Origin of the sequence: Spongiibacter sp. UBA1325 (genome assembly GCF_002306875.1) — a bacterium.
GTDB classification, from domain to species: domain Bacteria; phylum Pseudomonadota; class Gammaproteobacteria; order Pseudomonadales; family Spongiibacteraceae; genus Spongiibacter; species Spongiibacter marinus.
Window position 1 is genome coordinate 34,791 of sequence record NZ_DBTD01000005.1, and the last position, 14,951, is coordinate 49,741.

Consider the following 14,951-nt stretch of genomic DNA (forward strand, 5'->3'; position numbering starts at 1 on the left):
TATTCTTATTCATTGAACGAGCTGATAACGCCATAAGTAGGCGCAAAAAAACAGGAGCGAAGCGGAGGTTTTTATGTCGCGCTGCCTTATCTTGTTAGTACTTTTTTTCATCAGCGGCGCCTTGGTGTGGAAGGCATACTAAACGATCTCTCCTTTTTCACAGGGTATGTGCTATCACACCCAGTGCATTTGAACTCCCCACTCATAACGTGCCGATCCTGAAGAAAATGGAGTTCTTTAGAATTGAAGCAGCTAGGGCAAGCATAATGCTGTGGATCGCCTGTAGAGACATAGACGATTGCTCCGCCTTCAGTGCTCTGGAGAATATACCTGCTTTTAATCTCATCCCATTGAGCCATGCTCGCGGCCTGTCGGCGCAACCTTTCATTCTCTTCCTGAAGCCTAAACAATTCCTCTCTCATGGAGAATAACGTATCTTGCGCATCACCCAGCTTTTGCAGTACGAGATCAATTTTTTCCTTGGCTTCAGAATCTACCTTTGCGTCAAATAGAGACTGTAGAGCGGCCTTTCCTATTTTTAGCCCTTCGTACGAAGCTGATATTAGTGCAATATCCATATGATCTCTCTCATGTACTAACGCCTCCAACACAGGCCGAGCGTCAGCGAGGTCCAGCCCATGCGTTTTTTGCATGGGCGCTTGTGCTTGGCCTTGTTATATTTTAACTTCGACATCATCTGGATGTGCTACCGGATAGGCCTGTCTAGTTTGACTAACTAGTGCAGCTAACTCTTCGAACGTTTTGGGTATAGTTAAGCAGGACGATGCCATGTTTTCAGCTATTTCTACTTTGTTAATTGAGCCCGGATTACCTCCATTTAATTTTATGAAGTTTGCCAACTGAGCGACCCAAGGCTTACTTGGGTCAAATACATTTCTAAATTCAGTCTCTTTTCCAAGAAGATTACTATCGATAGCGCGCGGCTTGAAACTCGCGCATATAAAGCAATCGGGAGGAAAGCTTTCTTCAAATGAACCACCTTTTTCACCATTACCATATGTTACGACGGGACTAGAAGGTATTTTAAACGCACTTATTAGTGGGTCATTGATGATATTAGATATACGCTTACCTTCAAGATCATCATCAAAAGTTACGACAATTGGACGATCATGGCTTAACGTTTTTCTGAGAAGTCTAATAGAGTGTTTTAGATTTCCGATACCGTTGTAATTCGCAATAACAATTCCATCAGTTTCAAAATCTAAACCGCAACTCTCCAACAATGACTGGAATACTGCTTCTTCAGATTCACCCTCAACAAAAATATAGATACATTGCTTTTTTGCTTCATTCTTCATTACTGCTTCATGATGAAGCTCACTCCACATTTCTTCGTATTGAATATCCTCTATCGTGGTTCCCATGCGATGAACTCTCTAATAAATATAACGCCTGAGCTCAGCTGCGTTTGAGGCGGCGCCTGCTTTTGCGGCAGCAAAAGTAGGTGGCGGGTCAAACGTCAGCTGCAGCGATTTGTTATACCCCGTCATGACGCGTTTTCCTGAAGCCACTCTGAAACAATGTTTGAATAGTCGTTGTAGGTGAGCTCTTCTAGTTCGAGGCGCAAAGCAGCAGCTAGATGTGGTAGCTGCTCCCGAAACTCTCGATAACGTCGTTGAATTTCTTGCCCCCCGGGGATCGTTTTCCGGCCCGATGCAGTATTGAGCCAGTTCCTGACATGTGAGATCAAGTTGTTCGCGTCATCTCCATGACTTCGTATGTCTTGGCCCGCAATGTCTGAAATGAATATCTGATATCGATACGGGTCACGGTCCAGGATTAGTAAATTCTTGCTTCTCTGTCGAGCGTCACCAAAGCGCTTCGCGCCGATAAATACCCCCAACTCCAACGGCATGTTGAAGCGAGGCAAAGCGGTATTCTCATCGATCTGATCAAGCTCGGTTCTAGAAATATCATGAATACCGAACTTTGAATCCTCGATTAGCTTTTTGATCTTATCGAATCGAACATCGCCGCCATTATCTTCTTCCAGTGCACATCTCGGGACGAACCCGCAATCGTAGATTGCAAACACCATGGCATCCCGAAGTTCCTCGTAGCGATCATCGAATGGACAGTTGAAAAACACGCTCGAAGCATAGTCTGTACTAGCCATGCTACTTCCGCTTCGAAGTCGTGGTCTTTCTGCTCGAGGAAACCGTTTTCACGGCTTTCTTCACGTTGGCCCGGCTTACTGGCCCTGATTTCGGCGCCGAGTGCACCTTGCGGGCGGTGGCGGATTTCTTCGCCAGTGTCTTTGCAGCTGCGGACTTTGCCCTAGAGCTACTAGAGGTGCTGAGGGTCTTCCCAGCCTTGCTAGCTTGCGTTTTGGTTGGTGCTTTTTTAGTTGCCATGAACTAGCACTCCTTTTGCAAAGGGGTATAACGCCCGGCTTTGGGGCGGGCTTGTAGCCGCGAAGCGGCGGAAAGGCCGTCCCAGCCCCGAAGGGGCGACAACAGCCGTTTGTTATACGTTGACTGCTCCGACAACTAAATTTACTCCTACTCCTTCGCTGGCACATTGATGCACCGCTTTATCTATGAAATCCCTTGCAATGCCTGTGGGCTCGTATTGAAACAAAAGATCTATTCTTGCCGAATTACTCGAAAAGTGGGGATATTCCTCTTCTAGCTGGCCATCTAAGATATAGGAAAGATAGACATTAAATTTATACTGTAGATCTCGTATGCTGCTTTCATCGACACTGACTCCTTGAATCAGACTCAAGACGACACAGCCATTCTCTATGCCGATGGTGTCAATAATGTTTGGATTGGACGTGCCAAATTTCAAACCCGGTAGCCCTCAAGAAAACGTATAACAGCCTGTTTATGTGGCCTGCGGCCACATAATAAATATTATCGGGCGGCCATCTATCACGCCGGCTCTTTTTCTACCCTTTATTAATGCATTGTTTTTTATAGAGTATTTTGAACCCTGGTTTTGTCGCGACCAATAACAGGGCCATTTCACTGGCAAGAAGGATGCAACGGGATATACTGTATGTACATACAGATTAAAGACAGGGATTGTCATTATGAGCGCTTCACCATTCCTTCGGTCATTGCGGGAGCACATGCTAGTGCGTCGCTACAGCCTACGTACGATAAAGTCGTATAGCTACTGGATCAAGTCTTTCATTATTTTTAATGGCAAGGTCCACCCGGCAGAGTTGGCTGGCGCAGAGGTGGAGGCTTTTCTTAATTATCTCGCCTGTGAACGTCGCGTTTCCGGGGCAACGCAAGCCATTGCGCTCAACGCCTTGGCGTTTCTCTATAACCAATACCTCGAACAACCCTTAGGGAGTATTGCTCAATTTCGACGCGCTCAGCCACAACGCAAACTGCCGGTGGTATTGACCAGAAAGGAGGTCGCCTGCCTGCTCAATACACTGGAGGGCACACCGAAACTGATGGTGTCTATGCTGTACGCTTCTGGCCTTCGCCGTATGGAGCTATTGCGCCTACGCGTTAAGGATATCGACTTCGATAATTTGCAACTGCAGATATGGCAGGGCAAAGGGGGCAAGCATCGTCTGGTGACGTTAGCGCCTGAACTCATACCCGCGCTACGCCGACAGATAATCGTTGTTGAGCGCTACTTAATAGCGGATATAGCCGACACGCGTTTTGCTGGCGTATGGATGCCTGATGCCTTGGCAAGAAAGTACCCCAACGCCAACAAGAGCCTTGCGTGGCAGTATCTCTTCCCCGCCAGTAGACTCAGCATCGATCCCTATGAAAAACTGATTCGGCGCCATCATTTCGACGAATCGGCCCTTAACAAATATATTCGCGCCGCCGCGTTGCGCGCCAAACTGCGTAAGAATGTGACGTCGCACACTCTGCGCCACTGTTTCGCCACCCATTTACTGCAGACAGGCGCGGATATTCGCACGGTTCAGCAGCAACTGGGCCACAGCGACGTTAAGACAACGGAGATTTATACCCACGTACTCAAGCAGGGCGCGCACGGTGTGCGCAGCCCCTTGAGCGGCTTGCTTGCTGAGGGCTGAGTTACTTCAGCAGGCTAAGATCGACTTGTTTGTCGGCGTGGTAAGAGGAACGCACCATCGGGCCGCTGGCAACGCTTTTAAAGCCGAGTTCTTCGGCGATGCGGCCGAATTCGTCGAATTCTTCGGGGGTAACAAAGCGGTCCACGGGTAGGTGGTCACGGCTGGGTTGCAGGTACTGCCCGAGGGTGATCATGTCGATGTTGTGGGCGCGCATGTCTTTCATTACCTGAATCAGCTCGTCGGCGCTTTCACCGAGGCCAAGCATCAGGCCGGACTTGGTAAGCACGTCGGGGCGGCGCTCTTTGTATTTTTTGAGCAGGTCGAGCGACCATTGGTAGTCGGAACCCGGGCGGATTTTTTTGTAGAGGCTGGGTACCGATTCCAGGTTGTGGTTGAACACGTCGGGCGCTTCTTGCTCGAGTATATCCAGCGCCACGTCCATGCGACCACGGAAGTCGGGTACGAGCACTTCAATGCGAATACCTTCGCTGCGCTGACGGGTTTCGCGAATGCAGTCGGCAAAGTGCTGGGCACCGCCGTCGCGCAGATCGTCGCGGTCTACCGAGGTGATGACCACGTACTTCAGCTGCATTTCAGCAATGGCTTCGGCCAGCTCGCGAGGCTCGTTTTCGTCCAGGGCATTGGGGCGGCCGTGGGCAACGTCGCAGAAGGGGCAGCGACGGGTACAGATTTCGCCCATGATCATAAAGGTGGCGGTGCCGCCACTGAAGCACTCGCCCAGGTTGGGGCAAGCAGCCTCTTCACATACCGAGGCGAGTTTGTGTTTGCGCAGAATTTGCTTAATACGGCTGATTTCCGGGCTGGCGGGCAGCTTGGCGCGAATCCAGCTCGGTTTAACCGGCAGTTCGACCGAGGGAATGACCTTGACCGGAATACGGGCGACTTTTTCGGCACCGCGCAGTTTTTCGCCCTGCACCACTTTTTTGGCGGCGGGGCGTTTTTGGCCTTGGCTTGTCTCGCTCATTGCTATTACCTCTGCCGGGCTGCGACTACAGCTCGGGTAGTTGATTGTCGTCCAGCACGGGGCTACTGCTGTAGCCCAGACGCGTGGCTAGTTGACGCGACAGGCTGTCCATCAGCCTTACCATGTCTCTGTTTTGCTGCGGAGCCTGGCGAAGAATGTCGGTAACTTCCATACCGACATGGCCGCAGGGGTTGATGCGCTGAAACACCGACAGGTCCATATCGACATTCAGGCTCAAGCCGTGAAAGCTGCAACCGCGCCGCACACGCAGGCCCAGCTGGGCAATTTTAGCGCCGCTTTGCACATAAACACCGGGGGCGTCGGCACGCGGGTGAGCGGCAATGGACAGCTCGGCAAGGGCGTCGACAATGCTTTGCTCAATGGCGGTAACCAAGTCACGCACGCCAATACCGAGCCGCCGCAGATCAATAAGCACATAGCCCACCAACTGGCCGGGGCCGTGGTAGGTAACCTGGCCGCCGCGATCCACTTGCACCACGGGAATGTCGCCGGGCATTAAAATATGTTCGGCCTTGCCAGCCTGCCCCTGCGTAAATACCGCCTGGTGTTCTAAAAACCACAGTTCATCGGGACTGTCGGCATCGCGCTGATCGGTATAGGCCTGCATGGCCTGCCACACTGGCTGGTAGTCTTGCAGCCCGGCCAAGCGGCGCTGATAGAGGATTTTCTCGCTCACTACATTACCATTTTAACGACGCCGGTCGCCTTCAGGTCTACGTGGATGCGCTCAAGCTGGTCTTTGCCGGTGGCCACAATGGTCACGGTGAGCGACATAAAGCGCCCTTCGCGGCTCAGCCGCTCGGTAACACAGCCTTCGGCCAGTGGCGCGGCGTGCTGTTCCATCACCGCCAGTACCTTGCCCCGCGCTTCCTCGTGATTGTCGGCAATCACCTTGATGGGATAGTCGCAGGGGAATTCAATTTTCGGTGGTTCTTGCTGCGTCATGCTTTTACCCTCACGACACCAGGCTCAGGAAGAACAGCACGATGCTGTCCCACAGGCGTTTGAAGATGCTGCCCTCTTCCACCGACTCCAGTGCCACCAGCGGTACGCTCACTTCCAACTTGCCGTCCAGGCTTACTTGCAGCTCGCCGTATTCACTGTCGGCGGCGATGGGCGCAGTAAGCACCTCGTTAACAATTAACTGCGCATCCAGGTCGTCGGCCTTGCCGCGGGGAATGGTCAGATAGACATCGTCTTGCACGCCCAGCGCCACATCGGCACTGCCGCCCTTCCACACCTTGGCCTTGGTCAGCTCAGTGCCGGCCGAATACAGGTGGTGGGTTTCAAAATAACGGAAGCCGTAGGACAACAGCTTTTGCGTTTCGCGCTCGCGAACCCGCTCACTGGAGGCGCCCATTACCACGGAGATAAGGCGCATGCCTTCACGCTTGGCAGACGTCACCAAGCAGTACCCTGCTTCATTGGTGTGGCCGGTTTTCAGGCCATCGACGCTGGGGTCCGTCCACAACAGGCCGTTGCGATTGTTCTGGCGAATGTTGTTGTAGACAAACTCTTTTTCGCTGTACAGCGCGTACTCATTGGGAAAGTCGATGATCGCCCGCGCCAGAATGGCCAGGTCGCGTGCCGAGGTGTAGTGCTCGGGGTGCGGCAAGCCGTGGGAGTTAACAAAGTGGGTGTTTTCCAGACCCAGCATTTGCGCGTGCTGATTCATTATGCCCGCGAAGGCATCTTCGCTGCCGGCGAGGTATTCGGCCACGGCAACACTGGCGTCGTTACCCGAACTGATCACCACACCTTTATGCAGATCGCCAAGGGTGACTTGCTTGCCAACTTCGATCCACATCAGCGATGAACCAGCAAAGATGGGGTTTTGCGCCCAGGCATTTTTGCTGATCGTAACCAGGTCGCTGTTGCTCACCTGACCTTGCTCCAGCTCGTAGGACAGCACATAGCTGGTCATCAGTTTGGTGAGGCTGGCGGGGGGCAGGCGCTCATCGGCATTGTGTTCAATCAATACCTCTCCGCTGTCGGCGTCCATTAGCAAGTAGCCAGACGCGGAGATAGCCGGTGGCGCTGGCACCAGGCTTTGCTGGGCGGCAGCGTGGCTGGCAAAGACCAGGGCGGAGACAATCAACAACACTAAGCGTTTCAAAACAAAACCTTTTTCGATGAGTTTTCGTTAGCTAATTTATCGCGACGGCGCCCTATTGACGCTCGTCGACCAGTAACTGCGGTTCACCAGACCAGCGACTGCGCAACGCTTTGCGCGCCGCCTGTGCCGTTGCGTAGTCTGGTAGCGGGCCAATGCGCACGCGGTGAATCACCGGCTCCGACGACGCCTGGCTCGCGATGGATACCGGGTAGGCCAACCCGACGCCGAGTGCATCTTTCAGGGCCTGGGCGGAGTCCAGTTGCGAGAAAGCGGCCACCTGCAAATAGTAATCGGCAGCGGCTTTTTCTGCGCCGTCGATATTATCCGTGTCAATCACCTCAATTTCCACTGCGGCCGTGCCTTTGCGCGCAAAGCCGAGCTTAACCGCGGCAGCATAGGAGAGGTCGATAATGCGGTCTGAATGGAATGGCCCGCGATCATTCACGCGAACAATTGTTGCGCGACCGTTTTCCAAATTTTTCACGCGCACATACACCGGAATGGGCAGTGTTTTATGCGCCGCCGACATTTGGTAGAGGCTGTAGGTCTCGCCATTGGCGGTGGCTTTGCCGTGAAACTTGGTGCCGTACCACGAGGCGATGCCGCGCTGTTTGAAGCCCCGGTGGTCGTCCACCAAGTGGTAGGTTTTTCCCAGCACTTTGTAGGGGTTGCTGTTGCCGGCCATACGGATGATTTCCGGGCGCGGCGTGGCATCGGCGAGGCTATTTGGGTCGACGTCGTGCAGCGGGGCGCCGTCGTTCTCGGTGGGTGTTACCGGTGGTTCGACGGGCCCGCTTTGACGAATTGCCGGCTGGCTACAGGCCTGCAGCAGCAGTAACAACAGCAGGCCATAAGATAAGCGTCGCGTCATTTCTGCGCGACTTCACTGCGGTAGGCCTCGGCCACTTTTTGGCTGAGCTGGTGCGCGGCCAATGCGTACATAGAACTGTGGTTGTAGCGCGTAATCACGTAGAAGTTTTTCAGCCCTACCCAGTACTCGTCGCCCTTGGCACCGTCGAACTTCATTGCCGTGGCCTTCATGCTTTCATCCAGCGCTTGATTGCTGCTGATACCGCCCAGCTTCAACTCGGCAAGGGTTTTTACCGGCTTCAGGCCCGCGTTAAACAGGGTTTCATCTACCGGCTCGCTCAATACCGCTGGCGTAACCACGGTTTCACCTTTGCGCCAGCCGTGCTCGGCAAAGTAGTTGGCAACGCTGCCGATGGCATCAACGGGATTGTTCACTATGTCTGCCTGGCCGTCGTCGTCGAAGTCGACGGCGTAGGCGCGATAGCTGCTGGGAATAAACTGACCATAACCCATTGCACCGGCGTAGCTGCCTTTGAAGCTGAGTGGGTCAAAGTCCTGCTCACGTACCATTAACAAGTACTGCTCCAGCTGACCGAGGAAGAAGGTGCTGCGGCGGGGGAAGTCGAAACCCAGAGTCGCCAGCGCATCCACCACGCGGTAGCTGCCTTTATTGCGGCCGTAGCGGGTTTCCACACCGATAATGCCAACGATCATTTCAGCGGGAACACCAAATTCTTTTTCCGCCCGCGCCAGCGTGTCGGCGTGTTCCTGCCAGAATTTCACGCCCTGCTTGATGCGTGAGTCCTGAATAAATATTTTGCGGTAGCGCGCCCAGGTCATTACCGACTCGGCCGGTCGCTCCATGGCGTCGATAATGGATTGCTTCTTTTCTGCCTGCTGCAGAATATTGACCACCCAGTCGCGGTCAAAGCTGTGTTTTTCGACCACTTTGTCGACAAATTCAGTGGCCTTGTCGTGCTGGCTGTAATCGGCCGACGCCAGCAGCGGCGTCGACATAGCCACGGCGGCAGCAAGGCAGCGCAGCGGCGAAGAAATCAATTTGCGTAAAATCACTGTGTATTCTCTCTTTTATTGAAGGCCCGTGAACAGCGGCCGATAGCGCGTTTACTGATGCACCAATCGCTCGTCGGCATAAATCCCCATCAAGATGCCAAAACCCACCAGCAATGTCACCAATGATGTACCGCCCTGGCTGACCAGCGGCAGGGGCACACCCACCACTGGCAGCAGCCCGGAGACCATGCCCATATTTACAAATACGTAGACAAAGAAAGTTAGGATAATACTCCCGCCTAATAAGCGACCGAAGCAATGTTTTGCCTGGGTGGAGATCCAGATGCCGCGGCCAATGATCAAGGCGTACAACAGCAACAGCAGCAACACCCCGCGCAGGCCGTATTCTTCGGCGAGTACCGCAATTATAAAGTCGGTGTGACTCTCCGGCAGGAAGTCCAGATGAGACTGGGTGCCCATCAGCCAGCCCTTACCCTCGAAGCCGCCGGAACCGATGGCAGTTTTGGACTGAATAATATTCCAACCCGCGCCCAGCTTGTCGCTCTCTGGGTTTAGCAGCGTCAGGATTCGGCGGCGCTGATAGTCGTGCAGGACAAACTCCCACATCGGCCACGCGGCGGCCAACAGCAGGCCAAAGGCGGAGAAGATAAAGGTCCAGCTAATGCCCCCCAAAAACAGTACGAACATGCCCGAGGCGGCGATCAGGATGGAGGTTCCCAGGTCGGGCTGGGTGGCAACCAGCACGGTGGGCACAAAAATAATCACCAAACTCGCCGCGGTATAGCGCCAGCTCGGCGGCAGTGGATGCGACGACAAGTACCAGGCCACGGTCATCGGCATAATCAGTTTTGCCAACTCCGAGGGCTGAAAGCGAAAGCCGCCAAGCGACAGCCAGCGCTGCGCGCCCTTCGCGCCAACCCCCATAAAATGCACGGCGATCAGCAGTAAAATACAGCCAATAAAAGCAAACGGCGCCCAGCGCTGTAACTGTTCCGGGTGAAGCTGAGCCACCAGCACCATCACCACAAAGGCAACGGAGAGGAAGCGCCCCTGCCGCAACACCACCGCAGCGTTTTCATCGCTGGCGCTGTACAGCACCATTAAACCCACACCGCTTAACAACAACAGCAGAAACAACATTACCGGGTCGATACGCAGGCGCTGGGACAGTGTACGCTGGCTGTACATAGGACCTGCGCCACTGGGCAACTGGCGCAGAAAATCGGACTGGCTCATTGCTGCTCTCCGCTCGCCACATCCGGCGAATTCAATAAATACGCGTCCATCACCGCGCGCGCAACTGGCCCGGCCACACCGCCGCCACTCTCGCCGTTTTCAATAATTACGGCGACGGCAATTTGCGGGTCTTCCGACGGGGCGTAGGCAACAAACAGGGCGTGGTCACGCTTGCGCTTTTCCAGGGACTCCGAGTCGTACTCTTCCCCGGCGGCAATACTAATCACCTGAGCGGTACCGGTTTTCCCCGCCATGCGATATTGCAGGCCTTTGCGCAGCGAGCGACCGGTGCCGCGCACGTCGTAAATCACTTCTTCCATGGAATGCTGGATCGCATCCCACTGACTTTCGGGGACATCTTCCATTTTGCCCAGTAGCGGCGCCTCAACCGGTTCGCCACCGACGGCGGCTAACAGCCGCGGTGCACGCAGTTCACCGCGCGACGCCAGCACCGAGGTGGCCACGGCGATCTGCAGCGGCGTTGCCAACATAAAGCCCTGCCCAATGCCCACGTTGATGGTTTCGCCGGGGTACCAGTGGCTGCCGCGGGTGTCGCGCTTCCACTGCCGCGACGGCAACAGCCCACCGCGCTCGTTGGTGTTATCGATGCCAGTGACATCCCCCAAGCCAAAGCGCGTGCCAAAGTCATGCAGGCGATCAATACCCAGCTTGTAGGCCAGCTCGTAGAAGTACACATCGCAGCTTTCGGCAATGGCCTGATCCATATTCACCGAGGCGCCGTGACCGCCGCGCTTCCAGTCGCGGTAGCGCCGGGTGTCGTTGGGCAGACTGAAGAACCCGGGGTCAGCGTAGCGCGTGGCTGGCGTTACCACGCCGTAATACATGCCAGCCAGCGCCCACAGCGGTTTTACGGTAGAGGCCGGCGGGTACTGGCCCTGTAAGGCGCGGTTGTACAGCGGCAGGTCGTTGTCGTTTTGCAGGGCGCGGTAGTCTTTGCCGCTAATGCCGCCAACAAATAAATTGGCGTCGTAGCTCGGCGTGCTGAGCATGGCGATCACGCCCCCGGTTTTGGGGTCGATGGCCACCACGGCGCCGCGCCGTCCGGCCATGGCGTCGTAGGCAACTTTCTGCACCTGCGCATCAATATGCAGTTGAATATCGCCGCCTGGCAGCGGATCGTGGCGCTCTAACACGCGCAGAATTCGGCCGTGGGCATTGCTCTCCACATTTTGGTAGCCGACGGTGCCGTGCAGCAGGTCTTCGTAGTATTTTTCCAGACCAATTTTGCCGATGTGGTGGGTGCCGCTGTAGTTAACAGGGTCGATGGTATCTTGCTCGCGCTCACTGATTCGGCCAACGTAGCCCAGCACATGGGCAAATAACTCACCCTGAGGATAGTGGCGCACCAGCTGGGCGTCGACATCGGCACCGGGAATGCGGTGCCGGTTGACGGCAATAATGGCGATCTCTTTTTCACTGAGGCGGAACTTAAGCGGCACTTCCTCGTAGGGCCGACGCCGACGCAGGCGTTTTTTAAATTGCTCGATATCGTCGTCGCTGAGTTCGATAAGCTCGCCAATAATGGCCAGCGTTTCATCCAGCTCGTCAACGCGCTCGCGAATCACCGTGAGTGTATAGCTGGGAATATTCTCCGCGAGCAGTATGCCATTGCGGTCAAAGATCAGGCCGCGCTTGGGCGCTATCGGCATCAGCTGAATGCGGTTGCGGTCAGACTGTGTTTTGTAAATGTCGTAGTCGAGGATTTGAAGCTGGGTGTAGCGCGACACCAACACCCCGGTCATCACCATCAATAACACAATGCACACAAACATTCGGCGCCGGTAAACATAGCGCTCTCGGTAGGTGTTTTTTAGGGTCTGGCGTCGGGGTATGGTGGCCATGACTCAACGGTGATAGGGATGATTAGCTAGGATAGTCCAGGCGCGGTAGAGCTGCTCGGCAAACATAACCCGCACCAGTGGGTGCGGCAAGGTCATTGCAGACATCGACCATTTTTCACTGGACGCCGCCAGACAGGGCGCAGCCAAACCGTCGGGACCGCCGACCAGTATGCTGACGTTATCGCCCTCCATGCGCCATGCCGCCAAGGATTTTGACAGCGACTCGGTACTAACAGAGCGGCCTTTTACATCCAGCGCGATAATCTTGTCACCACGGGGAATGGCCGCCAGCATCGCCTCGCCTTCTTGAGCAATGGCGCGGCGAATATCGGTGTTTTTGCCACGCTTGGCCAGCGGCAACTCGCGAATATCCAACTGGATTTCCTGAGGCAGGCGCTTGCGGTATTCCGCCACACCAGCCTCAACCCAGTCGGGCATTTTGCCGCCGATACAGAGCAGGCTAACTCTCATCGCCGCCGTCGCTTGATTCGCCGTCTGCCGCCGGTACTTGCCAGAGCCGCTCAAGGTCGTAGAACAGACGCGCCTCGGGCAGCATCACGTGTACAACCACATCGCCAAAATCAACCAGCACCCATTCGGCGGTCTGCTGACCTTCCATGCCCATTGGGGTAAAACCTGCTTTCTTGGCTTCTACCCAGACATTGTCTGCCAGCGACTTAACGTGGCGATTCGAGGTGCCACTGCACACCACCATGTAGTCGGTTACGCCGCTGATTCCGCGTACGTCCAGCGTCGTAATATCGCGCCCTTTTACTTCTTCCAGTGCGTCGATCACCAGCGTTTTCAATTGCTCAACGGCCATTAACTTTGTGTTCCTGTTTGCATGTTCTGATAAAGCCCCCAATGGGCGATACGCTCTGCCACAGCATCGGGCAGCAGGTAGCGAATAGAGCGCCCGGCAGCAACGCGGGCGCGAATATCGGTGGCGGAAATAGGTAATTGGATCAGGCGGCTGCTGAAAAAACCACCGGCAGCGCGCGTGCGCAATTGCTCAACGCTGGCGAGCCGGCGGGCGTCCATTGCGGCAGCAACTTCGCCATCGGCCTGCAGTGGATGGTCGGCGCGCTCGATCACCCAGACATTGGCGTAATCAAGCAGGCACTGCCAACGGTGCCAGCGGTGCAGTTTGGCGTAGGCATCGCTGCCCATCACCATCGTTAAACCAACGCCGTCGCCCAGTTCATTGCGCAGCTCGCACAAGCTGTCAACGGTGTAGGACGCGCCATCGCGGCTGAGCTCGCGGTCGTCGACAACAAAGCCCGGTTCATTGGCGGCGGCCAATTGCACCATTTCCAATCGCTGCTGGGCCGTGCCGCCGGGGCGGCCGCGCAACGGCGGTTGGTGGCTGGGCATCAGCCTGAGCTCGTCGGCCTGCAGCAGCTCGCGCAGCTCAATCGCTGAGCGCAAGTGGCCGTGGTGAATGGGGTCAAAGGTGCCACCAAATACCAAACAATGCTTGCGCAGAGTTGCCGTCAAGGGTGCTTAGCTCCGCACATGGCCGTCGCCGAACACCACCCATTTTTGCGATGTCAGTCCTTCTAGACCGACCGGGCCACGGGCGTGAATTTTGTCGGTGGAAATACCAATCTCGGCGCCCAGGCCGTATTCGAAGCCGTCGGCAAAACGCGTGGAGGCATTGATCATTACCGAGCTGGAATCGACTTCGCGCAGGAAGCGACGCGCCAGGGTGTAGTTCTCAGTAACAATCGATTCGGTGTGGCCCGAGCTGTACTGGGCGATATGGTCCATCGCCTCATCAATACCGGCCACCACCTTCACCGACAAGATCGGCGCCAGATATTCTGTCGCCCAGTCTTCTTCGCTGGCCTCAACGGCGCCCATCAATACCTGGCGGGTGCGCGGGCAGCCGCGCAGTTCAACACCGGCGGCTTGCAGATCTTCGGCGATGCCGGGCAGTAATTCTTCGGCGCGGCTTTCGGCAACCAGCAGTGTTTCCATGGTATTGCAGGTGCCAAACCGCTGGGCCTTGGCATTCAGGGCAATGGCGCGCGCTTTGTCGGCATCGGCAGCATCGTCAATGTAAACATGACAGATGCCATCGAGATGTTTGATAACGGTTACCTGAGCATCGCGCGAAATCCGCTCGATCAGGCCTTTGCCGCCACGGGGAACGATCACGTCCACGTATTCGGGCATGGTAATCAACTCGCCCACAGCTGCGCGGTCGGTGGTTTCCAGCACTTGCACCGCCGTTTCAGGTAGCCCGGCCACCGCCAAGCCCTGACGAATACACGCCGCCAGCGCCTGATTGGAATGAATAGCTTCGGAGCCGCCGCGCAGAATCGCCGCATTGCCCGACTTCAAGCACAGGCTTGCTGCCTCGGCGGTAACATTGGGGCGCGACTCATAAATAATGCCGACCACACCGAGGGGCACGCGCATTTTACCCACTTGGATACCACTGGGGCGGTAGTTCATGTCGCTGATGGCACCAACGGGGTCGGGCAGCGCCGCCACCTGTTGAAGGCCTTCGATCACGCCGTCGATACGCGCTGGCGTGAGTGCCAAGCGGTCCAATAATGCGGCATCCAGGCCCGCCGCTTCACCGGCCTGTAAATCTTTTTTGTTGGCGTCAGCAATGGTTTGCCGGGCAGCATCTACCGCCTCGGCAATGGCCAGCAACGCGCGGTTTTTTGCCCCGCTATCGGCCGCGGCCAACACCCGCGAAGCCGCGCGCGCTTGCTGTCCGAGTTGCTGCATATACTGTTTGACTTCCATCGACGCGAATCCCCTTGAATACTGCGCGAACTGCCCGCCCGTGCTGGGGCGGAAAAAACGCACAGTATACCGGAATGCGGCGGCACT

General features: G+C 55.6%; 17 protein-coding genes. 1 reads left to right on the plus strand and 16 read right to left on the minus strand.

Annotated features, from left to right (window positions below):
* Positions 1 to 110: 110 nt before the first annotated feature.
* The 4 genes from B3K78_RS05270 to B3K78_RS16865 form a co-directional block, all read right to left on the minus strand.
* Complete coding sequence (locus B3K78_RS05270; RefSeq protein ID WP_286694593.1) at positions 111 to 578, minus strand: hypothetical protein; 468 nt, start codon at positions 576 to 578, stop codon at positions 111 to 113.
* A gap of 96 nt (positions 579 to 674) precedes the next feature.
* Positions 675 to 1,388 carry a TOPRIM nucleotidyl transferase/hydrolase domain-containing protein gene (locus tag B3K78_RS05275; protein WP_286694594.1) on the minus strand — a complete coding sequence of 238 codons (714 nt, stop codon included), beginning with the start codon at positions 1,386 to 1,388 and terminating at the stop codon, positions 675 to 677.
* Between the two features lie 122 nt (positions 1,389 to 1,510).
* The gene (locus tag B3K78_RS05280) at positions 1,511 to 2,140 is read right to left on the minus strand and encodes a hypothetical protein (protein WP_286694595.1); all 630 of its coding nucleotides are present in this window, start codon (positions 2,138 to 2,140) and stop codon (positions 1,511 to 1,513) included.
* A 350-nt stretch (positions 2,141 to 2,490) separates the two neighbouring features.
* Positions 2,491 to 2,817, minus strand: a complete 327-nt coding sequence (locus tag B3K78_RS16865; protein WP_414711282.1) for a DUF6572 domain-containing protein — start codon at positions 2,815 to 2,817, stop codon at positions 2,491 to 2,493.
* 244 nt (positions 2,818 to 3,061) lie between these two features.
* On the opposite strand from B3K78_RS16865, the gene B3K78_RS05285 reads away from it, so the two are divergent.
* Positions 3,062 to 4,039: an integron integrase gene (locus B3K78_RS05285; protein WP_286694596.1), complete on the plus strand. Its 978-nt coding sequence runs from the start codon at positions 3,062 to 3,064 to the stop codon at positions 4,037 to 4,039.
* Between the two features lies 1 nt (position 4,040).
* Here B3K78_RS05285 and lipA read toward each other — a convergent pair whose 3' ends face one another.
* From lipA to B3K78_RS05345, 12 genes are all read right to left on the minus strand, one after another.
* Positions 4,041 to 5,024, minus strand: coding sequence for a lipoyl synthase (gene lipA, locus B3K78_RS05290; protein ID WP_286694597.1), 984 nt, complete (start codon positions 5,022 to 5,024; stop codon positions 4,041 to 4,043).
* Positions 5,025 to 5,049: 25 nt separating this feature from the next.
* The gene (gene lipB, locus B3K78_RS05295) at positions 5,050 to 5,652 is read right to left on the minus strand and encodes a lipoyl(octanoyl) transferase LipB (protein WP_414711283.1); all 603 of its coding nucleotides are present in this window, start codon (positions 5,650 to 5,652) and stop codon (positions 5,050 to 5,052) included.
* A gap of 68 nt (positions 5,653 to 5,720) precedes the next feature.
* Positions 5,721 to 5,990 (minus strand): HP0495 family protein, encoded by a 270-nt coding sequence (locus tag B3K78_RS05300; RefSeq protein WP_027873959.1) that lies wholly within the window; start codon positions 5,988 to 5,990, stop codon positions 5,721 to 5,723.
* Positions 5,991 to 6,000: 10 nt separating this feature from the next.
* Positions 6,001 to 7,161, minus strand: coding sequence for a D-alanyl-D-alanine carboxypeptidase family protein (locus B3K78_RS05305; RefSeq protein ID WP_286694599.1), 1,161 nt, complete (start codon positions 7,159 to 7,161; stop codon positions 6,001 to 6,003).
* A 52-nt stretch (positions 7,162 to 7,213) separates the two neighbouring features.
* Positions 7,214 to 8,032 carry a septal ring lytic transglycosylase RlpA family protein gene (locus B3K78_RS05310; RefSeq protein WP_286694600.1) on the minus strand — a complete coding sequence of 273 codons (819 nt, stop codon included), beginning with the start codon at positions 8,030 to 8,032 and terminating at the stop codon, positions 7,214 to 7,216.
* A complete protein-coding gene (gene mltB / locus B3K78_RS05315; protein WP_414711284.1) occupies positions 8,029 to 9,042 on the minus strand; it encodes a lytic murein transglycosylase B in 1,014 nt (337 codons plus the stop codon). Before mltB ends, B3K78_RS05310 begins: the two co-directional genes overlap by 4 nt.
* A 54-nt stretch (positions 9,043 to 9,096) precedes the next feature.
* Positions 9,097 to 10,242, minus strand: coding sequence for a rod shape-determining protein RodA (gene rodA / locus B3K78_RS05320; RefSeq protein WP_027873963.1), 1,146 nt, complete (start codon positions 10,240 to 10,242; stop codon positions 9,097 to 9,099).
* A complete protein-coding gene (gene mrdA / locus B3K78_RS05325; RefSeq protein ID WP_286694601.1) occupies positions 10,239 to 12,104 on the minus strand; it encodes a penicillin-binding protein 2 in 1,866 nt (621 codons plus the stop codon). The genes rodA and mrdA overlap by 4 nt, the downstream gene beginning before the upstream one ends.
* Before the next feature lie 3 nt (positions 12,105 to 12,107).
* The gene (gene rlmH, locus B3K78_RS05330) at positions 12,108 to 12,575 is read right to left on the minus strand and encodes a 23S rRNA (pseudouridine(1915)-N(3))-methyltransferase RlmH (protein WP_286694602.1); all 468 of its coding nucleotides are present in this window, start codon (positions 12,573 to 12,575) and stop codon (positions 12,108 to 12,110) included.
* Positions 12,565 to 12,927, minus strand: coding sequence for a ribosome silencing factor (gene rsfS, locus B3K78_RS05335; protein ID WP_286694603.1), 363 nt, complete (start codon positions 12,925 to 12,927; stop codon positions 12,565 to 12,567). The genes rlmH and rsfS overlap by 11 nt, the downstream gene beginning before the upstream one ends.
* Positions 12,927 to 13,601: a nicotinate-nucleotide adenylyltransferase gene (gene nadD, locus B3K78_RS05340; protein WP_286694604.1), complete on the minus strand. Its 675-nt coding sequence runs from the start codon at positions 13,599 to 13,601 to the stop codon at positions 12,927 to 12,929. Before nadD ends, rsfS begins: the two co-directional genes overlap by 1 nt.
* A 6-nt stretch (positions 13,602 to 13,607) precedes the next feature.
* Positions 13,608 to 14,927: a glutamate-5-semialdehyde dehydrogenase gene (locus B3K78_RS05345; RefSeq protein WP_084498004.1), complete on the minus strand. Its 1,320-nt coding sequence runs from the start codon at positions 14,925 to 14,927 to the stop codon at positions 13,608 to 13,610.
* Between the last annotated feature and the right edge of the window lie 24 nt (positions 14,928 to 14,951).